Annotated in this window: 16 protein-coding genes; 7 read left to right on the top strand and 9 right to left on the bottom strand. The window is 69.1% G+C overall.

Annotated features, from left to right (window positions below):
* Positions 1-132 precede the first annotated feature (132 nt).
* Both WME82_RS10480 and WME82_RS10475 read left to right on the top strand, forming a co-directional pair.
* Positions 133-420 (top strand): RNA recognition motif domain-containing protein, encoded by a 288-nt coding sequence (locus WME82_RS10480; RefSeq protein ID WP_438042701.1) that lies wholly within the window; start codon positions 133-135, stop codon positions 418-420.
* A 107-nt stretch (positions 421-527) separates the two neighbouring features.
* Positions 528-710, top strand: a complete 183-nt coding sequence (locus WME82_RS10475; RefSeq protein WP_437328622.1) for a hypothetical protein — start codon at positions 528-530, stop codon at positions 708-710.
* Between the two features lie 624 nt (positions 711-1,334).
* Here WME82_RS10475 and WME82_RS10470 read toward each other — a convergent pair.
* Both WME82_RS10470 and WME82_RS10465 read right to left on the bottom strand, forming a co-directional pair.
* Positions 1,335-2,804 carry a hypothetical protein gene (locus tag WME82_RS10470; RefSeq protein ID WP_438042700.1) on the bottom strand — a complete coding sequence of 490 codons (1,470 nt, stop codon included), beginning with the start codon at positions 2,802-2,804 and terminating at the stop codon, positions 1,335-1,337.
* 106 nt (positions 2,805-2,910) lie between these two features.
* Entirely contained in the window at positions 2,911-5,805 is a 2,895-nt protein-coding gene (locus WME82_RS10465) for an SAM-dependent methyltransferase (protein WP_438042699.1), read from the bottom strand.
* Positions 5,806-6,098: 293 nt separating this feature from the next.
* On the opposite strand from WME82_RS10465, the gene WME82_RS10460 reads away from it, so the two are divergent.
* From WME82_RS10460 to WME82_RS10450, 3 genes are all read left to right on the top strand, one after another.
* The gene (locus WME82_RS10460; RefSeq protein ID WP_438042698.1) at positions 6,099-7,961 is read left to right on the top strand and encodes a hypothetical protein; all 1,863 of its coding nucleotides are present in this window, start codon (positions 6,099-6,101) and stop codon (positions 7,959-7,961) included.
* A 69-nt stretch (positions 7,962-8,030) separates the two neighbouring features.
* Positions 8,031-10,232 carry a polyprenyl synthetase family protein gene (locus WME82_RS10455; protein ID WP_438042697.1) on the top strand — a complete coding sequence of 734 codons (2,202 nt, stop codon included), beginning with the start codon at positions 8,031-8,033 and terminating at the stop codon, positions 10,230-10,232.
* A 302-nt stretch (positions 10,233-10,534) separates the two neighbouring features.
* On the top strand, positions 10,535-12,034 hold the full coding sequence (locus WME82_RS10450; RefSeq protein WP_438042696.1) for a sigma-54 interaction domain-containing protein: 1,500 nt from the start codon (positions 10,535-10,537) through the stop codon (positions 12,032-12,034).
* 83 nt (positions 12,035-12,117) lie between these two features.
* Here WME82_RS10450 and WME82_RS10445 read toward each other — a convergent pair whose 3' ends face one another.
* On the bottom strand, positions 12,118-12,417 hold the full coding sequence (locus WME82_RS10445; protein ID WP_437985447.1) for a hypothetical protein: 300 nt from the start codon (positions 12,415-12,417) through the stop codon (positions 12,118-12,120).
* Positions 12,418-13,096: 679 nt separating this feature from the next.
* Between WME82_RS10445 and WME82_RS10440 the strand changes: the two genes are divergently transcribed.
* Positions 13,097-13,831 carry a hypothetical protein gene (locus WME82_RS10440; protein ID WP_438042695.1) on the top strand — a complete coding sequence of 245 codons (735 nt, stop codon included), beginning with the start codon at positions 13,097-13,099 and terminating at the stop codon, positions 13,829-13,831.
* 166 nt (positions 13,832-13,997) lie between these two features.
* On the opposite strand, the gene WME82_RS10435 is transcribed toward WME82_RS10440, so the two are convergent.
* The 3 genes from WME82_RS10435 to WME82_RS10425 are packed head-to-tail and all read right to left on the bottom strand — an operon-like array spanning position 13,998 to position 16,960.
* Positions 13,998-15,467 carry a hypothetical protein gene (locus WME82_RS10435; RefSeq protein WP_438042694.1) on the bottom strand — a complete coding sequence of 490 codons (1,470 nt, stop codon included), beginning with the start codon at positions 15,465-15,467 and terminating at the stop codon, positions 13,998-14,000.
* Between the two features lie 22 nt (positions 15,468-15,489).
* On the bottom strand, positions 15,490-16,725 hold the full coding sequence (locus WME82_RS10430; RefSeq protein ID WP_438042693.1) for a DUF2169 domain-containing protein: 1,236 nt from the start codon (positions 16,723-16,725) through the stop codon (positions 15,490-15,492).
* 16 nt (positions 16,726-16,741) lie between these two features.
* Positions 16,742-16,960 carry a hypothetical protein gene (locus tag WME82_RS10425; protein WP_272101560.1) on the bottom strand — a complete coding sequence of 73 codons (219 nt, stop codon included), beginning with the start codon at positions 16,958-16,960 and terminating at the stop codon, positions 16,742-16,744.
* A 216-nt stretch (positions 16,961-17,176) separates the two neighbouring features.
* Between WME82_RS10425 and WME82_RS10420 the strand changes: the two genes are divergently transcribed.
* Positions 17,177-19,015, top strand: a complete 1,839-nt coding sequence (locus tag WME82_RS10420; RefSeq protein WP_438042692.1) for a DUF2169 family type VI secretion system accessory protein — start codon at positions 17,177-17,179, stop codon at positions 19,013-19,015.
* A gap of 66 nt (positions 19,016-19,081) precedes the next feature.
* Here the strand turns inward: WME82_RS10420 and WME82_RS10415 are convergent, their stop codons facing one another.
* From WME82_RS10415 to WME82_RS10405, 3 genes are all read right to left on the bottom strand, one after another.
* Positions 19,082-19,567, bottom strand: a complete 486-nt coding sequence (locus tag WME82_RS10415; protein ID WP_438042691.1) for a hypothetical protein — start codon at positions 19,565-19,567, stop codon at positions 19,082-19,084.
* A 32-nt stretch (positions 19,568-19,599) separates the two neighbouring features.
* The gene (locus tag WME82_RS10410; protein WP_438042690.1) at positions 19,600-19,986 is read right to left on the bottom strand and encodes a hypothetical protein; all 387 of its coding nucleotides are present in this window, start codon (positions 19,984-19,986) and stop codon (positions 19,600-19,602) included.
* 441 nt (positions 19,987-20,427) lie between these two features.
* Positions 20,428-21,840 (bottom strand): penicillin-insensitive murein endopeptidase, encoded by a 1,413-nt coding sequence (locus WME82_RS10405; RefSeq protein ID WP_438042689.1) that lies wholly within the window; start codon positions 21,838-21,840, stop codon positions 20,428-20,430.
* Positions 21,841-23,401: the final 1,561 nt, after the last annotated feature.

Here is a 23,401-nt window from a genome sequence, read left to right as displayed (position 1 = left end):
CTGGACGACGCACCGTGTGATCGCGCGGGAGTTCCGCGCCGCACGTCTCCGTTCGATCCGTCACGGCTTCGTCGGATGGCAGGCCGGGTCCGCCGCAGAGCGCACCAGAAGGCCGTAAAAGAGCAGGATGGCATGGGAAATCGTCTCTACGTAGGAAATCTTTCGTTCAACACCACCCGCGAGACCCTCGAGTCCGCGTTCGCCGCGGCCGGCGAGGTCCGTGAGATCGCGATGCCGACCGACCGCGAGACGGGGCAGCCGCGCGGCTTCGCGTTCGTGACCATGGGCACGGCCCAGGCCGTGAACAGCGCCATCTCGCAGCTGAACGGCGCCATGCTCGATGGCCGCGCGCTGAAGGTCAACGAAGCGCAGGAGCGTCCGGCGCGCGGCTTCGGCGGCGGCGGTCGCGACCGGTACTGATCACGGGCGCGGCGCGGCGGCGCTCGTGCGCCGCCACGCCTGCGCTTTCAGGACGCACCATGAGGTGCTGAAGAACGCGCCCGGAGGCGCCGAAAGGCCGGTTCGGCATGCAGAGACAGGGAGCATTGAAGCGGCAAAAGGAACGCGAAAGGCAAGAGAAGCAGCGCGAGAAAGACGCGAACCGTCTCGCGCGCCGCACGGGAAAGGGCTCCGCCGTCAGCGGGACGCCGGGAGAGGATCCGGACATCGCAGGGATCGTCCCGGGGCCTCAGCCTGCGGTCACCGAGTGAAGCGCGCAGCGCCGAGCCAGGGCGCCGAGCGCGCCCCGTCAGAGCCAGCAACCGACCAGAACGGCTCGGCGCTGGCGGCCGTGCGGCAACGATTCATCGAGCAGAGCGCAAACGCGCTGGGCCAGGCGTGGGCCAGGCGTTGGCGTCAAGACCTCCATCGAGAAGGCCGCCCCGCCGCCGGCGGATGGCCCGGCACGCTGCGTGAAGCACGAACTCAGGTGGAGATCACCCTTCCCGGGGAGCTGTGCCATCGCAAGATGCCCGCCATCACCGGCGTGGAGCGCGAGCTCGCCGCCCGGACCGCCTACTCAAGCGCACGGGACGAGTGGCGAAGGCACACCGAGCCCGAAATCCCCTAGTCGGGTAGGCGGGGGTCGACTACCCCCCGGCCCCCCACAGATCCGGACGTGCGGAATTCGCGCATCCGGATCTTCGGGTGGTGGGCGTCAATCGTCTTCGTCGGAACCATCGATATCCCGGCCGACGACACACGGTAGCCACAAGCGCCCTCTTGGTCCACGACATGGCCACAGCCATGATGTCCCCCCCTCGTGCTCGCCGAGCCCGGCACCTACTGTCCGCGACCGATACCGGCTCGCGCATCGCGCGGCGAGCCGGCTTCTTTTACTTGCGCGCCGGGATGCGGAAGACGAATCCGCTCGTGCTCGGCGACGCGACGGGGCCCGAGCCGACGTCGATGGAACCGTAGAAGGTGCCGGCGACCCAGAGCGTACCGCCGGAGGTGAGCGCCATGCCCTCGGAGGAGCCGGCGCTCGACGCGTAGCGCTGGAGCGCCGCGACCTCCGAGGACGCGCTCGCGCGCAGCGCGAACGGGGTGTAGTCGAAGGTGACGAGATCGTCGTAGCGACCCGCCGCGTAGACGCCGCCGGCCATGTCGGGCGCGAGGCCGTACATCGTGCCGCTCGGCTCCGGCGTGATCACCCACTCGGCCGTCCCGCTCTCCGTGAGCTTCGCGACGAACGGCGCGCCCTCGAGGTCCGCGTCCACCGTCGTCCCGAGCACATCGCTCTCGCCGCTCACCGTGCCGGCGAGGAACGTGCCCTCACCGACGGCGATCTCGTTGCCCATGTCGAACACCGGCCCGCCGAAGCGCAGCGCGAACCGGGCCTCCCCCGCGCTCGAGAAGCGGGCGACGAAGCCCATCATCGTCGAGCCAGCAGGCAGCGACAGCGCTGTGCCGTCGATGGTCAGCGCCCCGTCGGCGTAGCCCGTGATCGACACGTCGCCGCCCTCGTGGACGGCGATGCCGGCCACGGCGCTGCCGGCGCCGCCGGGGTTGTTGAACACCTTGGCCCAGGCGACGTCGCCGTCCGGCGTGAGCTTCAGGAGGAACGGGGACTCGCCATCCACCGCCAGGAGGCCGTCGCCAAAGTCGATGTCGTCGTCGACATAGCCACCCACGTACACATTGCCCGTGGCGTCGGTCGCGATCGCAAAGCAGCGATCCGCGGCCGTGGAGGCGAAGCGTTTCGCCCAGAGCACGCTGCCGTCGGCGTCGAGCTTGGCCACCATGGCGTCGGGATCATCCGTCGCGCCGGACAGCTTCGTGCCCCCGATCGTGACCTCGCCATAGAGCTCGCCCGCGATGAGCACATGGCCCGCTCGGTCGACGGTCACGGCCGTCGCCGAGGATTGCTGCGCCGTGACGATGGGCGCCGACCAGAGGAGATCGCCCTCGGGATCGAGGCGGACGAGGAACGCTCCCAGCTTGGTGATCGTCTGGTCGCCCAGCTTGATCTCGCCGAACCCCTCGCCGCTCACGTAGGCGCCGCCGTCGTCGGCTCCGGCGATCGCGATGTGAAACACCATATTGGTCGTCTCCCCCGCCGGGTGGAGGAAGATGGCGTCAGGCGCGGCGAGATCGACGCCGACGCCCGCCCCTCCACCGGTCACGTCGCCCCCGGCCCCCGCGCCGCCGCCGCCGGTGCCGGCGGCATCGCCGCCGCCGCCCGCACCGCCGCCGCTGCCCGCGGTCGCCGCGGCGGCGCCCCCGGCTCCGCCTCCTCCCGGGCCGGACGGATCGCCGTTATCACCACACGCCGCGCACAGGAGCCCCAGAGTCAACCAGGTCAAGATTCTCATCCACGCACCGTAGACGAGCGGAGCCCGCCCTCGCGCGTCCGTTGCGCCCCGGCGCTCGACAGAGCACGTTTGCCGCGCCAGATATCGCTAAATTTTGTCAGCGAGGGTGAAGAACCAGGGACAGACGCGCACCGGTGATCGATCTCGGTCTGTCGAGCCTCGCATCGGGCGCGTGCGTGAGGAGCGGGAGCGGCTCGAGCCCTGGCAGCGCCGGGAAGTAGGACGCGCCGCGTCCCACGACGAGCAGCTTGAAGACCGAATTCCCCACGAGCTCGGCGAACGGGCGCTGATCGGTGGACGCGAGGACCCGAGGAAACTCGCGGCCGGCGATCGCGCGTTCAGGACCGAAGTAGACGTGCTCGAGCCCGGCCTCGCGAGCCGCCAGCGAGAGATCGGTGAAGTTGACGTCGGCCGTCAGGTCCTGCGCGCCCGGACGCGAGTACGGGGTGTTGGGGCGCGGAAGATAGCTCCCTTCATCGCAGTAGATCCGGAAAGGAAACTGGCCCTGCCTGGCCCCCTGGATCAGGCCCCAGGTCGCGTCGCCGTAATCGATGGTGAGGACCTGGCCCAGGCGCAGGACCCTGGCGAGCTCGCCGATGAAGCGGGTCGCGTGAACGTTCACATAGGTGATGACCCCGGACGGCTCGGCCGCCAGGGCCCGAGCCATTTCGGACGCGCCACGCTGCAGGACCTCCGCGAGCGAGCCGAAGCTGGCGGCCGGCACGAGCACCTCGTCGAACCAGACCTGGTCGATCAGCGGTTCACGCTGGCCCGCGGGGAGCTGGTAGAGCGCGGCCATCAGATCTCCCAGACAGCTCCGATCGAGCAGGAGCTCACCGCCGTGGCGGCTCTCGCCGATCAGCTGACGGAGACGCGCGTCGGCCTGGCGGCAGGCGCCCCGGAGCTCTGGGCGGAGCACTTCGAGGAGCCGTGACTCGATGCGCGGGACGACCAGGACCGCCTCGGCGTCCCCGCTGGCCGAGAGACGGACCTTGTGGACTCCGAAGGCGTCCGGCAGCTCGTTGGTGACGACGAGCCCCACGAGTCCGTCAGGGAAGTCGCGGCGCAGGCAGTCTGCCGGCGCCCGCGCGTCTCCCTCGAGCACGCGGGCGTCGGCGCCGAGCAGAGCCTGCTGCTTCTTGCGCAGGGGATCCGAGATCTCGTAGATGCGATAAGCGAGGACCTCCCTGAAGCGACGCCAGTCGTCGCTCGATCCGCTCAGGCTCCGGACCGCATCCAGGACGTCGCGGGCAAGGCGTCCGTTGCCCGCGCCGAACTCGACGAGCGAGAAGGGCTCATCCCGCCGCAGCTTGCCGCTCACGCAAAGCTCTCTCCACACCTCGAAGGCCCAGGCGGCCACCCAGCGGCCATAGTGCGGCGTCAGGTTCTCGGGATGGGTCGAGAAGTGACCTTCTTGTCCGATGACGACGCGGTTGGCGTAGTAGCCCCAGCGCGGGTCGTGGAGGGCGTCGTCCATGAAGGCCTCGAAGCTGGGCAGGAGCGACACGGCCGTGGCGAGTGCGTCCGGCGCCAGGCGCCGTCCTCCGAAGAGCTCTGGATTGGCCAGCTCGCGGGCGGGGCGAGCGCGGGGCCAGCGATCGAGAGAGGCGAGCGTGCCCTCCTCCTCGGCGGGCGCGACGCCTGGGCACAGAAGCCGGCTCGGCGGCAAGGCGGCGAGGCACGTCAGGCGCGCTTCGAGCTCGGCGCGACTCCGGTAGGGCCAGCGCTCGAACCAGGTGTCGGCAGCGGACGCGCGCGCATCGGCCCTGACGCCAGCGCTCTCGAGCAGGTCGAGCACCTCCCTGCGATCGACGTCGTTGACCGAGGGCGCCGTGCCGGCGTCCGCGGGCTCGGGGACGCCGACCACCCCGAGCAAACGTTCGATGAGGGTGCTGAGCGGCGCGGCAGCTTCCTCGCCGCGCTCGAGCCGCAATCGGTCGCGGCGTTGTCGCAGCTCGACCAGGTTCCACCAGGGTCGCCGCGGATCATCGGACGCCAAGGCCGGTGAGGAATGGGGATCGCGGTAGCGCTCGACCCAGGGGCGATAGGCCCTGCCTTCTCGAGAACGTGCAAAGGAATCGAGGAGCGCCTGAGCCTGCGCGACGCCGCGCGCGGGATCCTCGCCGAGGTCCAAGCAACGCAGGCTCCTGCCCCGCGTGAAGCCTGCGAACGCCGCCTCGGGATCGGTGAGCGGAACGGGGAGCCCGAGCAGATCGCCGTCGACCTCCCAGTCCTCGTACGCCATGAGCTGCATGAGATAGAGCAAGAACCGCTCGGGGCCGACGCCGCTCTCCAGGGTGCGCGCCGTCGTCCAGCGGAGCGCGAAGCTCCCGTCGCGATCCCGCTTCAACAGGAAGTCGCCGTCGTTGATCACGACGTCGGCGATCATCGTCCCGCTCTCGAGGTCGTAATGGTAAGCCATGGCCGCGCAGAGCTCGACGAGGATCTCTCGAGTCGAGCGTGCCCCGAGGCTGATCCCCCAGGCACCGTCCTCGCTGATGACGTCGACTCGGGCGCGACCCAGGCCGAAGGTCAGAGGGAGATAGCCGCTCGGCAGCCGAAAACAGGCCCCCGCCCCGGCGCCCCGGGCTTCGACGAGCTGGTCCGGAGCCAGGAGATAGCGATCCAGCCGGCGCTCGGTAAAGGTGCGCGCGTGCTCGAAGCAGGCCTGAGGCACGCGCGCCTTGCTGCGTCCGCCGACGCCCGCCTGGTCGATGCCGAGCGGCAGGACCAGGTGGACGGGGCCGCGCCGATCCCGGCCGCGGACGTTCCAGGACAGGACACCGAGGTTCGCCTCCTCCACCTCGAAGTCTCCGAGCACCGAGGTCAGCGCGTCGACCTGCTCCTGCAGCTGCTCGACGCCGACGCGTACCGAGAAGGGCCCGGTGTAGAGGCGAGACGGATCGGGGGTGATGAGGTTATCCCGCGACCAGCGGCTCGAGAGGAGGGCCGAGGGAACCAGGGGCACGAGCCCTTCGCCGGGTTGAGCCACGGAGGCGATTCTACCGAGATCGCCCGGCGCGGGCGAGCGCCTGGATGTTCGAGGTCCGGGATCGAGAGGGCTCAGTGTGCGTGTAAGATGCCTGAATCATTGGAGTCTCGGAGTCGCGAGCGTGGAGCCAGAATCAAGCTCCAACGAACAGGCGTTTGCGGCACTGCGCCCGAGCCGCAGCGGGGGCGAGGTCCCGGCGCAGTCCCGCAAACGCCTGTTCGTCCTGCCAACCCGGAGCAGGTCCCGCGATTGGGGCTTGACGTCTCCGAAACGTTTGGATTTCCTTCTCCCGGATGGATATGACGACGCTCTCCCTCCCTCGGACGACGCTCGCCGATTCCGTGGATCAGGTCCTCCTCCGCGGCGCCCGCGCGGTCCTCGAACAGCAGCGGACCGACGGGGCCTGGCAGGGTTTCAACGACGCGGGCGTCGTCTTCACGAGCGTCGCCCTCGTGCACGAGCGCTGGCTCGGCGCGCTCGACGAGGAGGACGCCGCGCTCGGCGTGAAGCGCCTCCGCGCCGAGCAGCGCGACGACGGCTCCGTGCCGCCCTGGCCCAGAGCGCGCGCGGGCCAGCTCGACGCGACGTGCATGTGGTACGCGGGGATGCACGCGGCCGGCGTCGATCCGGCGGATCCCGCGTTGAGCCGCGCGCGCTCGTTCATCACCTCCAAAGGCGGCTTTGGCCGGGCGAGCCTCTCGGCGCGCATCACCCTGGCGCTCGCGGGCGTGATCCCCGCAGACACGCTCCCCGATCCCGGCCTCGCGTTTCGCTTGTTGCCCGGCAGCGAGCGTTTGCTGGCCAAGGCCCTCGGTGTGAACACGCTCGTGTGGATCCACCTGGCGACGGCGGTCTTCGACCTCTTGCACCACGGCCCTGGCGAGGCGAAGGGGCACCCGATCCGAGCGCGCGGGCGGAGGAGCGCAATCGAGTACTTCACGAAGAGGCAAGATCCATCGTTTGGGCTCATGGGCGTGGGCCCAGCCACGCTCACGGCGGCCATCGTCCTCGCGGGCTTCGGCGTCCCGCGAGACGACCAGCGAATCCGCGGCGCGCTCGCCTACTGCGATCAGCTCAAGCGGAGGACCGAGGCGGGGCTCGAGGTGAGCCCGTTCCTCAGTGATCACTGGGATACGGCGCAGCTCGTCCACGCGCTCGTGAAGAGCGGTATTCCGGCGTCGCACCCCGCGATCACCTCGGCGATCGGCTTCCTGGTGCGCGGGCGCGCGACGCAGCCCGGGCCCACGGACTGGCAGACACCTCCGCGCGGCGCGCCCAGGACGGGCGGTTGGGCGTACCAGCGAGGCAACGGGCGCAATCCCGATCTCGACAGCACGGCAGAGGTGCTCGCCGCGCTCGCGCTCGCGTCACCACGCCAGATGTTCGGAGACGTCATCCACGCAGGCGAGGCGTGGCTCGTGGCCATGCAGAACCCCGACGGCGGGTGGGGCTCGTTCTCGACCGGCCGCCCGGCAGCGCCGCCCGGCCCGCTCTACATCGATCCCGCGTCGCTCCCCGCGTCGCTGCGCCCGCGCACGCCGGTCGGCCGCGCGCTGCGCCGCGCATGGATGCTGCAGGCCGAGGCGGGCGATCCCTCGAACGCCGACATCACAGGGCGCGTGCTCCGCGCCCTCGGCGCGCTTGGCCACGACGCGACGAGCCCGCCCGTCGCGCGGGCCATCGCGTTCCTGCGAAGCCACCAGGTGCCGGAGCTCGGCGCGTTCTGGGGGCGGTGGGCCTGCAACTACCTCGCGGGTACGGCGTACGTCCTCGCCGGGCTCGGCGCCGTGGGGATCGATCACCGCGCGCCGTGGGTCGCGCGCGCCGTCCAGTTCGCGCTGTCGCGACAGAACGCGGACGGCGGCTGGGGAGAGGACATCGCGAGCTACGCGGATCCCGCCGAGGCGGGCCGCGGCCCGTCGATGCCCACGCTCACAGGCAACGTCCTTCGCGGGCTCCTCGCCGTCGGTCTCCCGCGAACGCCGGAGCTCGATCGCGCGGCGAGCTTCCTCGTGGATCACCAGGAGGCCGACGGCCGCTGGGTCGACGACAGCTGTTACACCGTGCTGTTCCCGCACGTCGCGTACGGCCGGAATCCGACGCTCCCGCTCTGCTTCGCCCTCGAAGGGCTGAGCGCGTGGCGGGGTGCTCGATAGGCCCGGATCACCGGAGAGTTGGGGGGAGTCGGCCGCGCGCGCCCGCGCGGAGAGGAGGAGTGTGCATTCATGACGACGAACCCGAGACCGATCGCGCGGCCCGCGGACTGGCCTGCTCCCGGGCCCATCGATCTCGACGTGCACGACCGGCCCCACGTCTCATCGGATCTCGAGTGGTGGTACGTGAACTCCTATCTGGAGACGGAGGGCGGCCGTCGCCTCGGCGTCTTCGCGGCGTTCTTCCGGCACCGCGTCGCGGATTCGCGGCACGCGCACTTCGTGACCTGGGCCCTGACGGGAGAAGACGGAGGGTACGCCGCCACGGTCCGCGTCGACGACGCCACTCGCGAGCTCGCGCTCCTGAAGGTCGATCAAGCGAGGTCGCTCGACGAGCGGAGTCGCCGGGCGCTGCGCGAAATCCTCGCGCGCGGCGCCGTCCCTCTGCCGACGCGCCGCATCGACGGCGCCGCGCGCGTGGACGACGGCTCGCTCTCCTTGTCTTATGGCGCCGACAGCTTCAAGAGACGAGCCGACGGCGACTACGAGCTGACGCTGCGCGACGACCAGACGGATCTCCGCGTCGATCTCGTCTTCCACCCCGAAAAGCCCCCTGCACGGCAGGGCGATGACGGGGTGATCCGCGGCGCGGGCTCGGAGCAGATGTTCTATTACTTCATCCCGAGGTGCGCGGTCCGCGGGACGATCGCCGCGTCCGGGCGCGAGGAGGCCGTGGCGCGCGGGAGCGGCTGGTACGATCACGAGCTCGGCTTCGTCCCGGAGGGCTCGGCCGCCGGCGGCGAGAACGCGTGGACGTGGGCGTCGCTCCAGCTCGAGGACGGCACCGACGTGAGCATCTATCTGATCCGCCCGGCCGAGCGCGGGGGGTTCGTCGAGGACTGGGTGGTGGTGAGCGACGCGGCGGGGCGCGTGCGCCGCTCCCGGCGCGTGTCGATGCGCGTGGAGTCCGCATGGCGGAGCTTGCGGACCTTCGTCGAGTATCCCGTTCAGGTGACCTTCACCTGCGAGGAGCTCGATCTCGAGATCGGCGTCCGAGCGGTGCACGCGGATCAGGAGGTCGTCACCATCCTCTCCGAACCGTCGTTCTGGGAAGGGCAGGTGGTCGCCGTCGGCTCGCTGCGCGGCGCCGCCGTCCGCGGGCGTGGCTGGGTCGAGCTCCGCGGGTACGGCGCCCGGGATCTCGACGCATTCCTCCGCTCGGTGGGCGACGAGGTGCGGCGCGTGCTCGCCGAGACCATCCCCTCGCGCCCCGCGGAGGACCGCCTGCGAGCGCTCGTGACCGGCTCGCACGCGCGCCCGCGCGACGGCTTCGATCGCGCGACCTTCGAGGCGAAGCTGATCGCGCCCATCCGCGAGATCCTGGACCGCGGCGGCAAGACGTGGCGCTCGTTCGCGATCCTCGCGTGCGTCGAGCTCGTCGGCGGCGACGCGCGCCGCTTCCGTCACTGGCTGGCGGTGCCGGAGCTCATCCATACGGGCTCGCTCATCGTGGACGACGCCGAAGATCGCTCCGTCGTCCGGCGCGGCGGCCCGACCTGCCACCTGATGCACGGCGACGCGACGGCGATCAACGCGGGGACCGCCGCCTATTTTTTGGGCGAGCCGCCGGTCCATCGCGACGCCATCCCGGATCGCGACAAGCTGCGCGTCTACGCGCTCTACTTCGAGGCGATGCGCGCGGGGCACGCCGGACAGGCCCTGGATCTCGCCGGCCTCGCCCCGACGACGCTCGACGACGACGAGCTGGCGCGGCTCTCGAATCGCCTCCTCTCGATTCATCACCTGAAGAGCGCGGTGCCTCCGGCGTCGATGGCGCGGATCGGGGCGATCCTCGGCGGCGGATCGGACGCGCAGGTCGGCGCCGTGGGCCGCTTCTTCGAGGCGCTCGGCCTCGCCTTCCAGATCGTCGACGACGTGCTGAACCTGCGCGGCTTCGCGGGCGACCTGAAGACCCGCGGCGAGGACGTGATGCACGGCAAGCTCACGCTCCCGATCCTCGACGCGCTCGGCTCGCTCCCGCGCGCCGAGCGCGCGGCGCTCGCTGGTGCGATCCTCGTGCGCCCGACCGAGGGCGACGAGGTGGGTCGTATCCTCTCGATCGTCGAGGCGGCAGGGGCCAACGAACGCTGCATGGCGCGCGCGCGCGCCATGGTCGAGCTGGCGTGGGCGGAGCTCGATCCGCTCGTCCCGGATTCCCAGGCGAAGATCGCCGTGCGCGCGTTCGCCTGGTACCTGCTGGAGCGGCACTACTGAGCGTGTGCGGCTCGGCTCACGCGACCCGGGCTCGACGCCGGCCGGTGTTCTGGGGTGAGTCGCCCGGGGGAAGGCGATGTGGGCGTCGACGGCGTGAAGCTCGACGTGGACGCAACCGGTGAGAGGGGCTTACGCGTCCAGGCGCCGCCCTTCTTCACCTCCCTCTTCCGTCCCTTCTCATATCCCGTGCCACGCGCCTCGTCGCCGCACGCCAGCCGCGCAGCGGCGCTGGCAGAGAAACTTACCGGGGCGAGAAGAAGAATGTCTCTGCTACCAGAAGGTTTGTTACGCTGGCGAGCACGATGGCCCGTGTTCTCCTCGCATGGATCGGGAAGACAGACCTCAGGGCGGCGTCGGGCGACGCCGCGGTCGGCGCAGGCCCCATCGCGCACGCCGTCGCCGAGCGCGAGTTCGACCACCTCGTCCTGCTGAACAACCATCCAGGAGAGGAGGTCGCGCCCTTCACGCGATGGCTCAGGAAGAAGACGAAGGCGAGCATCGTCCTCCGGCAGGAGACGCTCTCCACCCCGACGCACCACGCGGACATCTACCGCGCCGTCATGGAGGCTGTGGCTTGGTCGATCGAGCAGTACGGGAAGAGGGCCAAGCGGACCTTCCACCTGAGCGCGGGCACGCCGGCGATGGCGGCCATCTGGATCCTCGTCGCGAAGACGCGCTTCGAGGCGGAGCTCATCGAGTCATCGCCCCAGACCGGCGTCCAGACCGCCGACGTGCCCTTCGAGCTCGCCGCGGAGCTGATCCCCGCCGCGGTCCGCCGCACCGAGGAAGACCTGGCCCGCCTCTCGGGCGGCTTCCGGCCCGATGAGCCGGGGTTCTCGGACATCGTCCACCGGAGCGAGGCGATGAAGCGGCTGCTCCACCGCGCGCGGCAGGCCGCCGGCACCACGGCGCCCGTCCTCATCCAGGGCGAGTCCGGGACCGGAAAGGAGCTCCTCGCCCGCGCCATCCACCAGGCGAGCCCACGCGCCGCGGGCCCGTTCGTGGCCGTCAACTGCGGCGCCCTGCCCCGGGAGCTCGTGGACTCCGAGTTCTTCGGGCACACCCGGGGCGCCTTCCCGGGCGCCGCCGCCGACCACCAGGGGCACCTCGGGCGCGCGACCGGCGGGACGCTCTTCCTCGACGAGGTCGGCGAGCTGCCGCCCGATGCGCAGGTGAAGCTGCTCCGCGCCCTCCAGGAGAAGAAGATCCGCCCCGTCGGCGGCAGGCAGGAGGTCCCCGTCGACGTGCGCATCATCGCCGCGACCAACAGAGATCTGATGCGTGAGGTCGGCCAGGGTCGATTCCACGAGGATCTCTTCTACCGGCTGGCCATCCTGGTCCTGCACACGCCGCCCCTCCGCGAACGCGAGGGCGACGTGGGCCTGCTGACCGACCAGTTCCTCGCCCGCCTCAACAACGAGGCGCGCCCCGGAGGCATCCAGAAGAAGCTCTCTCCCGCCGCAAGGAACCACCTGCTCCGTCACCCCTGGCCGGGGAACGTCCGGGAGCTCGAGGGGACCCTCTGGCGCGCCTTCGTCTGGGCGCACGGGCCGGTGATCGATGTCGTCGAGGTCCGCGAGGCGCTGTTCGTCCGCGAAGACACGCCGCGGGACGCGGTGCTGGGCCAGCCGCTCGGCGACGGCTTCAGCCTCGAGGAGACCATCGCCCACGTCGTCCGGCACTACCTGGAGCGGGCCATGAAGGAAGCGAACCACAACAAGACGCGCGCGGCGGCGCTCATCGGCTTCAGGAGCTACCAGCGCCTGAAACAGTGGCTGGACAAGTACGGGGTGGAGGCGTGATGGAACAGGCCGCGCTCGGCCGAAGGGCGTGGTCTCCGCGATGGTGGGCGGAGGATTGGACGCTCTTCTGACTGTTTGCCGCTCTAGCCGTAGGTCGCGACGCCAGCGGCGTAGGTGATCGTCCCTTTATCCCCGAATTTGCGCCCATGGTTCGCGGCGTAGCCGGCATGATCCCCCGTGATGGTCACCGTGATCGTGCGGTTAGCGGACTGGTCGAGGAAGAGCTGATGGCAATCGTGGTGCCGCTCGCCCGTGCACGGCCAACCGTTCATTTCCACGTCGAGGTTCCCTTGACGCTTGACGGAAGCGAACATGACCTCTTCCGCGTGGTAATGACCGTCGCTCTCGTACGTCTTGCCTTTGACTGTCACTGAAATCGGCATGTTACCCCTCCAGGATGCTTTCGCATTCGAAACGATGCCCTTGTCGTGCATTGTTTCGTCGCAGTGCATAGCATCTCAGGCTGGGTTGCGAGGGTAAAGCAAATTCGAACCATGGTCTGTTCGGCGCAAGGCTCGTGCGCTTGGGCGCTGGTTCCGGCCCGCCTGGTGTTGACGATCACCATCGTCGATGCCGACGGCGCACCTGGATCCAGCTCTTCGATGGTGGGCGGTCGGCTTGCCGCGGAGCGCCATCGTCGACACGTATTCTGCCCCACATCGACGGTTCCTGGGGCGGAAATTTCTGTGGGTTGATGTCTTGTTCCAGCTCGCAGTCTCATGGGGCGGCCTGACGGTCGTCTGGCAGGCGAGCGCCTCTCTCGGCGCGGAGCCCTCCGCCGCAGGCCATCCCTGCTCGCGCTGGTTCTCCAGGGGAACAGGTGTCTCCTTCAGAGAGACAGGGAGCGCGGCGGCCCCGTGCTCTTCTCCGGAGATCACGGGAGCGATGAGCCTCGTTTTCGGCGCGGACACGGGGGCTCCTCGGGGGGTGCGCGACCCGCTCGCCGTGGCATGACGCTTGCGAAACCTGTCGCTGTACGCCGCGCTTCTCGGCGACAACGCCCCTTCGACCACCGAGCCATGCACGTCGTGCGTGGGCCGATTTCACCCAACGGAGATGAACATGAGGTTCAATCGAACGATCGCGTCTGCTCGCGCCAAAGATCATGCGACCGGCAAATCGCTCCTCGTTTCTCGGCGCACGATCCTGGGCCTGCCGCTGCTGGCCGCGCCGGCGCTGCTCACAGGCTGCACCGCCGAGACGCTCCTCAGCGCCGGGTTCACCCAGGACACCGCATCTCAGCCGCCGAACGCACAGCAAGCGGTCGGCACCGTCGCGACGGCGCTCGGCAACGGCAACGTGACGGTGGCCGCTTCTCCGGCTGGCGAGGCCAGCGATCAGTGGGTGCTCGTTCAGCACCCGAGCTTCAACGACGTGACGTCGATCCAGGGTCGCTTCAGCGCCTTTCGCGGAGATGGTCAATACATGGCGACCGCCAGGCTCTTCATTCCAGGCGCGGACGGCGGAGTCCCGACGCTGCAGTTCGAGGGCTTCAACCAGCCGCTGAGCGACTTGAACAGCTTCTTGCACCTCGACTTTTCTCACGAACGGAACGGTTCGCGTCAACGACGACAGCAACTTGATCTTCGGGACGTATCAGCGCGGGCAGGTGTTCAGCGTACAGGTGACGTTCAACATCGGCGCGAGCGCGGCGACGGCGACCATCACCCTCCTGGGGGCGGCATCCGGCAGCCTCGACGTCGCGATCCCGAGCTACTTTCTCAACCAGGCGCGGAACTTCGGCGCGGTCAGAGCCTGGATGGGCGCGAACTCCACGGGCGACTTCTACGTCGATGATCTCTCGGTCATCTTCGTGATACCGTAGGCGTGCCGTGAGGGACGCGTGAAGAGCGCGATGCCGAGCGCTCCTTCGAGCGCTCGAAGGTGGCGCCCCTCGGCAGGGAGCAGCGGGCACCCCGTCGGTACGGCCGGATGACGCTGGCCGGACTCCTGGTGGGTGGAGCTACGCGCCGGAGGTGGCGGCGTCGCTCATGATCCAGGCAAAGCGGTCGTCCACACCCGCGCTCCCGCCGCTCTCCTCGCGCTGATCGGACCACGAGAAGCGCTCGCTCACGCGCGCCTTCGCGCTCGCGTCGCCCCTCCAGGCGAACCGATCGCCAACCACGGTCTTGCTGGTCTCGTCATCATCATCATCGTTGTCGCCCGTGTCCCCCACGGGGTCCCCGAGGTCGTCGTAAACGCCGCTCCTGCTCCCGAGCGCGAACGGCCCGAAGCTGTACCCGTCCGAGCCAGCGTCGAGATCCCCGAGGTCGTGGTACTGCGCGTCGATGGAGCTGTAGACCTTGCCGCCGATCTTCTTCGAGTATTTGAACCCGTTCGCCAGGGCCGTGTACTTGAGGATGCTGCTCACCTTCCGCGACTGCAGGAGGTTCTGCTCGGTCACCTTCTTCCACGTCTTCACGGCGATGATCGTGTCCTTCACCGACTTCGCCGCGGAGCCAAGGCTCTTCCCGAGCTTCTTCATGCGATCGGCGGCGCTCTCGCCGAGCTCCGCGGCGCCCTGCTTGAACGACTTCCACACGCTGCCGTCAGCGGCCTCCGCGAGCTCCTCGAGCAGCTCGTCGCTCTGCGATCGCAGCCGGCTGAGCGAGTCCGAGAAGCTCTCCGCCGCCTGCTTGCCCACCTTCGACGCGACGTCGTCGGCCGCCTCCTCGGCGGACTCCTTGAGGATCTTCGCGAGCGTCTCCTCGGCGCTCTCCCGCGCGAGGGCCTTGCCGGCCCGCTTGAAGAACGGCTGCGCGAGGTCCGCGCTCCTGGCGGCGGCCATCTTCGCGCCCTTCACCAGCCCCTTCCCCGCGGCCTTCGCGCCCTTCCACAGCTTGCCCGCGATCTGGCCGCCGAACTTCATCAGGATGTCCATCGCGATCTCGATCGCGATGTCGACGAGGCACGCGATGAAGTCGGTCCAGGTGAAGCCGGCCTTGGCGGTGCCCCAGACGATGGTGAAATCGAGCGGCAGGCTGACCGGGCTGTTGCACGCGAGGTGGAGCGAGAACGGCACGGTCTTGAACGGCGAGCACGCGAGATCACAGGTCGTCTCGCCGAAGATCGGGTTGTCGCATCCGATCGTGACCCCGCTCGTCCCCCAGACCGAGATGGAGCTCCCGAAGAGGATGGTCCAGGGCAAGAGCGGATTCCACCCCTGGACCACGTCCACGTGCGGGACGACGAGGCTGGCGTCGCTCCCCCGCCCCATCCAGTGCACGCCGTCGAGCTGTATCTCGTGCTTCTTCTGCTCCGACCAGAACGAGAAGAGGTGCGTGCCGCTGACAAGCCCCGTCTGGAAATGAGGCCAGTACTTCTGGGGCACGTAAGCCCCGGGCGGCGGCATCGGCCACCAGAACAGGGCCTCGTGCCACGAGAGGCCGAGGAACACGTTCCACCGCGTGACGGTCAGGCAGCCGTACGACATTGTTCGCGCTCCTTCATCGAGCTCATCGAGGCGCCGAGGTCCAGCGCACCTCGCGCCGCAGGTTCGTCATCTGCTCCTCGGTGAGATCCAGGGCCACGGGGGCGCGGGCGCTCCAGACCACCACGACCTCGCCCGGGACCGGCCGCACGACCACCGAGCAGAGGTGGGACTCCGCCTCGGTGAGCGCCCGGCCGGGCGCGAGCTCCAGCATCACCCGGGGCACCTCGCCGGGCAGGTGGAAGGAGTAGACTTGCCGGTTCGGGTGCACGTGATGCAGCTCGAAGTACTCGTCCGGCGCGAGGTCGGAGACGCTCATCCCGGGCGACGCGACCTGCGCGTATTCCAGTCGTAGCGGGGCGCCGGGGTCCTGATAAAGCGGCGGAATCGAGAGGACATCCCGGGCGGCCCAGCCGCGCTCGACCTCGGCGAGGAGCTTGCCGTCGCTCTGGCAGGTCGGGGCGAGCCCGAGGTAAGCGAGCCGGGGAAACCAGGCCATGGACTGGTAATCCCAGCCTGCCGGCAGCGGCGCATGGATCCACCGGTACGGCTTGCCCACGGCGAGGCGCTGCGGCGTCAGCGGGTCGAACGGGAACTCGAGGTTGGGGATCGGCCGCCCCGCGAAGCCCTCGGCGTCGAGCTCCATCAAGTACCCGTAGCCACAAGGATTTCTCGGGTAGTGGTACACCGTGTCGGCGAGCCGGTCGATGCCTCGGCGGGCATCCTGGACGAGCTGGCCGAGGAGGTCGCCGTTCCGGCCGAGCGCCGTCAGATCGACGCCGCCGTACGCGTAGTCGTAGCGGATCGGGACCACCTCGATCGGCGCAGGCTCGGAGAAGCGCGGCCGGCCCGCGCGGTCGATCTCACCCACGCGGTCGCCGTGGACCACGATCTCGCGGTGGTGCTTGCCGAACCGGACGCTCGCGGTGAGCGTGCGGGTGTCGGGCTTGTAGGCGTGGGCGAAGGCCTGGATGACGACGTCGGTCGCGCGCCGGAACGGGAGCATCTCGTCGACGGCGATGGGCGGAGAGACCCGCGGCGGCTTGCGATCCTCGCTGTACGGGATCTCGTCGTCGTGCAGGACCTCCTGCTGCGCGGGGGCGTCGAGCTCGCAGCGCCCGTTGTGGATCCGGTAGGTGCGCTTCGAGATCCAGGCGATCCACCGCCGCCCGTCGGGCTCGCCCTGCAGGAGCAGCTCGGTCTTGCGGCGCGGTCTGCGCGCCGGGGCGCGCGCGGCGGGCGGCGTCGGGTCGTTGCTCACGTCCGCTGCTCCGCGCTCACTCTGCCTCGTAGATGCGCCACCGGCCCCGCCAGAAGTTCTTCTCCGGCTCCTCCGCGTCGCCTGGCTGGCGCCGCGTGTCGGTGAGCAGCGGCTCCATCTGATCCCAGAAGCCCTGACCCACCGCGGGGCCGAAGATCGCCATCACCGTGTCGCGCATGAGCTCGTGGCGCTGCGCCTCAGGCAGCACGTGAAAGGGGTCGGTGAGCCGCTTCATGCGGTCATGGTACTTGGCGCGCGCGGGCGGCCACTCGGTATTTTGTTTTGATCTCCCGCCGCCGGCGCGCCCCCTGGCCGAGCTCGGCGGCCAGGTTCCGAGGCCATCCGCGCACCGCCACACACCGACGACGACTCCAAGGGTCGTTGCGGCCCGCGATCGCTGGATGAGCCCTTGACCTCGGGAGGCGCGGTTGCGACCGTGCACGACGGGGACATGAGCGAGCCGAAGGGGACACTCCCGGTCGACGACGCGCAGGCCGCGCAGTTCGCGGCGCGCGCCTTGCCGTTCTTGCCAGGCACCGCGGGCGGCGTCGCGTGCGCGTCGCTCACGCCGGCGGCGTCGGCGACGGCGGCGCAGGCGACCGTGGACACGGTCCCCTGGCGCCACGAGGGCAAGCTGCGGCTGACGGTCGTCGTGAAGGCCAGCTTCTCGCTCGACGCGTCGCCGATGCGGCCGGCGGAGGTGGCGGCGCCGTTCCAGGCGAAGGATGTCCACGACCGCCGCGGCCCGATGACCCACGTGACCGCGGCGAGCGATCGGGTGCCGTACCGCCAGTACGTGGACGTGACCGCCCTCGGGCACGCCGCCGCGCCGGGCGGCCGCCCCGTCGCCGAGATGAGCGCGCGGTTCGCGCTCGTCCAGCGCGAGGCGCCGGGCCTCGACAAGACGGTGCGCGTCGTCGGCCACCGCAAGGAGGCCGGGGCGGCGCCGGAGCCGTTCGTGCGGATGCCGATCGTGTACGAGCGCGCCGCCGGCGGCGTCGGCGTGCCCGAGAACCCCCTGGGGTGCAGCGAGCGCGACGGCGAGCTGCCGAACGTGCTCGACCCCGTCGATCCGCAGCGGCCCGCCGGCTTCGGTCCGCTCGCGGCGGCGTGGCCGGCGCGCAGCCGCCGCCTCCCGGCAGGCGCCCGCGCCAAGCTCGACGCCGAGGTGATGGAGGTGCCGGGCGCCTTCGACTGGTCGTACTTCCAGTGCGCCCCGCGCGACCAGTGGGTCTCCGCGTTGCAGCCGGACACGGTCGTCGTGCTCGAGGGCTTCCACCCGGATCGCCCGCGCATCCAGAGCGCGCTGCCGGACGCGCGCGTCGCCGGCGCGGTATACGGCCTCGACGACGCCGATCCCGACGCCCCGGCGCGGCTCGCGTTCCACGCCGACGGCCTCCACGTCGACGCGGATCGGCTGCTCTGCACGATCACCTGGCGCGCCCACGTCGAGCTGCGCGACCCGGCGCAGCGGGAGCGCCTGGTGGCCGTCGCCGGCGTGGGCATCGGGAGCGCGCCAGCGGTCCCGCCGCGGCGCCCGCCGGTCCAGCGCCCCGCGGCGGCCGCGCCAGCCGCGCCGTCGCGCTCCGGCGAGCCGCGGCGGCGGGAGGGGTCCGGGGGCGGCACGCTGGCGCTCGACGGGCCCGGCAGCGCGCCGGGGTCGGGCACCTTGCCCGCCACCCCGCCGCCCGCGGCCACGACGCCCGGCCCCGCGGCGGGAGCGGTGCTCGCGGCGCTCGACGTCGACGGAGCTCCATCGCAGCCGCCCGCCCCCGCGGGCGCCGCGCCGCGCGCCCCGGCCCCCGCGCCGGCGCCGGCGCCGCAACCGCCGGCCCCGCTGAAGGAGCCGCCGGCGCCGAGCGCAGCGCGCCCGGAAGAGTCGGTCACGATCGAGCGGTACGCCACCGTCTGCGCGGAGCTCGCCGAGCGGGGCGCGCTGCGCGGCGAGGTGCTCTCCGCGCACGACCTCGACGAGGGCACCTGGCGGAAGGCCGAGCGGCGCTGGCGTGACGAGCTCGAGCGCGCGCTGAAGCACGGGGACCGCGCGCTGCGCGAGCGCTTCGACGACGCCTACGTGACCGCCTGGGAGCGGCGCCACCCGGACCGATTCGGGGCCGAGCAGTACGCCCGCCTCGTCAGGGCCGAGCGGCGGGGCAAGCTCTCGCTCGAGATCGCGGAGCAGGGGCTCGACGCGCCGCTCGGCCTGCGGCTGAAGCGCGTGTGGCAGCGGCGCGTCGCCGCGCAGGCCGCGCTGGCGGGGCAGGTCGAGCGCGCGCTCTCGGCCCTCTGATGCGCGGTCGACCCGCGCGCGCCGCCCGCGGCACGCCGTCTCTACGCCCCGCGCCGCGCGCGCCGCTCAGCAGTTCAGCTTGATCCGCTCGCCGAGCAGCTGCACGTCATCGTTCGCCGCGATCTGCACGTCGCCGCGCGTGGCCTCGAGGTTCACCTGACGGGCCTCGACGCGCAGCTCGCCGCGCGCCCGCGTCGTCACGTCGCCGGCGACCGTCTGCGCGAGGTCGCCGCCGGTCTCGTGCACGATCCCGTGCTCGGCGCGCACATGGAAACGATCGCAGTCGACGCGCACCGCGCCCGGCGACTCGAGCTCGAGCTCCGCCGCCCGGATCCGCAGCACCGGCCCGCGCTCGGTGAGGCGCACGTCGAGCTCGATCTCCCCGGACGCGCTCCGGATCGTCACCCGCTCCTCGTCCCCTGCCGCGGATCGCACCTCGACGACGCGCCCCGACGGCAGCTCCACCCGCCGGCCCTCGGCATCGCGCCGCGTGTGCTCCGCGATCCGCTCGATCAGCGCCGGCAGCTGGTCCACCTGCTCGGGCTCCGTCACGATCTCTGGTGCACGAGCTTCGTACGAGGGCTTCATCGCGGCGCGCTCGCGGGAGAGTCTCCCGCTTCCTGGATCGAAGGAGAGCGCACCCGGGCGCGCCGGGCAATCGCAATCTGAGCGTCCCGGGGTGCGACCGCGGACACCACGGCGCAGGCCCCTTCCAGCGCGTTCCCGAGCTTCACCACACGCTGGTTCGTCGCGCTCAGGCGAGCTGGATACGTCGTGAGCCGCTCTGGACTGCCCAGCGGCTCGCCCGTCTCCACCTTGAGCTTCTGCGTGTGCAGCGGCGCAACGGCTCGGGAGCGGAGGTGCTCGACAGTGCCCAAATCAACCGGCTGTGCCTCGCCCACGACGAGTTCCTGCCCTGTCTGTCCATCGGCGGAATGACCGAGGTCTTCCTCGCGCAGCGCACCGAACACGGCCGGCCCGCCTTGCAGCTCCCGGCATTGTGAAACGTGGGTGCCTCCCCGGCAAAGCCGGGGCACTCCCGCAATTCTAGACAGACCTGGTCCGGTCGCTTCGGTAGAATAATCGTAACTGCCGGCCAACGCCATCGTAACCACCCCGTTAGAACCGCTTCTTCCTGCGGCGCGATGGTGCCTGGTAACCGGCACCTCCGGGGTGGTCAAGATCGCCTTGGTCGGACCGACACTGCGCGGGCGGCAGCCTTTCGGCGGACGCCGGGCGTTTCGGGAAGACGACAGCATCTTCCGAGCGGCCTGTCCGCATTCAGCGTCAAGACCACGACAGTGTCTTGCCTCCCGAAACCCGCCGCCCCGCCGCCGTGTCACGCACACGCGTAGAATCCCGGTCGTGTCAAAGCGCCAATGCTCCGGGAGCATGGACCCGTTTTCCGGCGATCACGACCGTAGGTGAAAATGTTTTGTATGGTGCCTTTCAACTTGTAGGCGTCCGCTGATGCCATTCTCTCGCGCCCATTGGTTGGCGTTCGTCACCACGACGGGGTCGGCAAAAAACGTCAGGCTCGCGCCGGCTCGCAGGAAGATCTGCGCAGCCTGGAGAGCTCTTTCGGCGTTATAGCCATCAGTCCCATAGTCTCCGACCTCGATGGGATCGACGTCTGCATCGATGCCTTGGCGATGCGACCGGTGGGGCATGGCCTTCCCACCGTGCTCGTAGGACATGTCCCCTACGTAAAGGCGCCGGCGCGTAGCGTTAAAATACTCGACACATGCGCGGCGCACAATTTCGACTATCGGATCTAACCCAAACTTCCGCGCCGAGAGCCCATAACTCTCATACGGGAACGCATCCGACGACGGTGGGAGCGGGAGAAAACTCGGAAACGAGTCGAACGTCGTCACCATCGCATCAATCTGTCGCTGAGCGTTCGCGACCGCTTGTCGAGTCCGGTCGGTGGCAGGGACCTTTGCCAAGAAGTCGTTGAAGACTGGGATCATGTCCTGTGCCACGGTCCGGAGCGTCGCTCGGAAATTGAGATACCCTTGGAGGCCATCGATCTCTTCCCATCGTCGAAAGTGGTCGTCGCACTGCGCCTTCGCCGCTTCGAACCGACGCGCCTCCGACTCTACGCTCTGCTGAATCTGCTCAAAGGCACGTAAGAATGCCGAGCGAGTATCACCGAGCGAGCGCTGCCAAGAGTCGTTAAATGCGGAGATTCGATCCGAAAGCGTCCAAATTTCTATGCTCCACCCTCGGACCCAATCGTTGTATTGATTAAACGGCGCCACGACGCCGCGAAAATCACGACTGCTCGTATCGATCGCATCGGACTCGCGCTTGACCGACTCAAGGAGAGGAACCGCGGCACTCAGAAAGGTCCCGAAGTTCGCCTCAAAATCCGTCACGCCACGCTCGACGAGTTGGCTCGCCGCGTTGATGATGGATTGAAGATTGTCGAAGGCGTCGCGATTGTCGTCGTTGATGCAGAACTCGCCAGGCAGCGATCGGAGAAATACCGCATAATCACGAATCGCTTGGGCAAGGGGCCCCATACGAAGCTCGCGAGCGCCGATCGCGCTCTCGATCGAAGACAGCGTAGCTTGATGGCTGCTTGCCTGCGCGGCGTATCCTTCAATGTCCCTCACCGGCGTCGGCGGCGAGCAGTCGAACCTGGGCAGCGGCATCTTCCTGACGGCGAAGAAGTGACACGAGTAATGCCGCTCATAATGCATATAATCAGGGGAATATATCGATGGGTCGAATACGCAGGCGAGCGTCTCCAGGAGCGTCCCGGAGTTGAGCGCGAACATCTCACTCGGCATCGCGAGCTCTGTGAGACCGTCATTCATGTGTGCTTTCATCGTATCGGCTCCGGGTCGATGCTACGGCGGTCATCCGAACCGAGGCTCACGGTCGGATATGGTGATCATCTCGCTATCGTGATTCTCCAAGCTCTCGACCGCGTCAGCAACTGCCAGCGCAGTGCTGGGCTCCTTGGATGCAGGCAGTTTCGTACAGGCCTTCGTACTCGTTGTAGCAGTAATCGGTAGCGTTATGTAGAGCATCGCTGTACGGGACGCCAGCGTCTAGATTGGTGCAGAGGATCCAGCGCCCTTCGTCGCAAGCACTATAGTAGGCGCCGCCGTAATTATCGACACAAAAGCTACAGCTGGAGGGGGCCACCTTCTTGGCTGCCGCTGCTGCCCAATGGACCCTATTATCGTTGAATCGATATGGACACGTCGAAGCGGCCACTGTGCTGGGCCGCGTCGTAACGCAGGCGAGCAGAAGCGCCCAAAGAGGAAATCGGTGGATACTGGTCGTGCTCATCGTGGTCCCCCTCTCGAGCGATCACTAGCGACGCCGCTCCCTGCTCGCAAGTCGAGACGCCTGTTCGTCAGTCTGTCATCGAGTCGGGGGGGGTGAACGTGTTTCCCGGCAAGCTTCGGAAAGAGCAGAGACGTCCGCGAGCGCAACCTCCTCGACCTCGCGCAAGCGCCCGGCACCGCTCGGCAAGAGGCGAAGGCGGCGAGCAACTCCTCTTCCCCGCGTTCGAAATCGAGTTCGGGTGGGCGTTGTAAGACAATGCGCCATGAACAGGGAGCCGGCACAACCAGACATGCAGGGATCGGCGACTTCCGCTTCCGGTACTGCCTCGTTGACGTCTCCTTCCGCGACTCCCGTTTCCGGAAGCGACGGCAGCACTCCTCCCGGAGGGCCTCTTGGCCTGGAGGTCGCCGGAGGACACGCGCACTTTCCGCTCCTTCGCGTTCGTGAGGACGGGGATGCTTTCCTCGAGTTCGACTGGCGTGTACGGAAGCGTCGCCTTGCCTCGTTCTGCGGCGATTTGTGCGCGAGATCGAGCTCGCTCTGCTTCTCCGGGCCCATCAAGATTGGCAATAGAGTCCCGCCGCCGCGCCAAGTCGAACTCTCAGCACGGCGCCTCCGGTTGAGCTCGCCGAGCGCGGCGGTTCTGCCGACGGCGCTTACGCTCGTTGATCGCACGGCAAGCTTATGTCCCTGGCCTGCTCGACGTCAGGATAGGCTCTATTGAACGGCTGACATATAAACGTACTGCTGCCGCATAGGATCGTGGCAGGACGTCGTCGAGCCAACCTTACAGCCAACTCCGTGGTTGAAACTGTGACTGCACGCGTTGAGAACCTGGTCTCCGGTGCTGGCGCATCGGGACTATCGCAACCAAACCAAACCTGACAGGCGTCCGTGTAGCCAAAGTCATACTCCCCAAACAGATCATTTCGATAATTGAAAATTTCCCGGCTCTCTCGAATGCTCCTGATAGGGAGACCGACCGCGCATACATGCACGACCTCGATCCAAGGGGACCACGGCGCTCCGTCGACAGCAACAGGAAGTCGGGCGTTGCGTGAGGCGTCTTTGGTCACGTTC

It is taken from the genome of Sorangium sp. So ce128, assembly GCF_051525245.1.
Taxonomy (GTDB): domain Bacteria; phylum Myxococcota_A; class Polyangia; order Polyangiales; family Polyangiaceae; genus Sorangium; species Sorangium cellulosum_B.
This window is presented reverse-complemented; position numbering and strand designations above follow the sequence as displayed.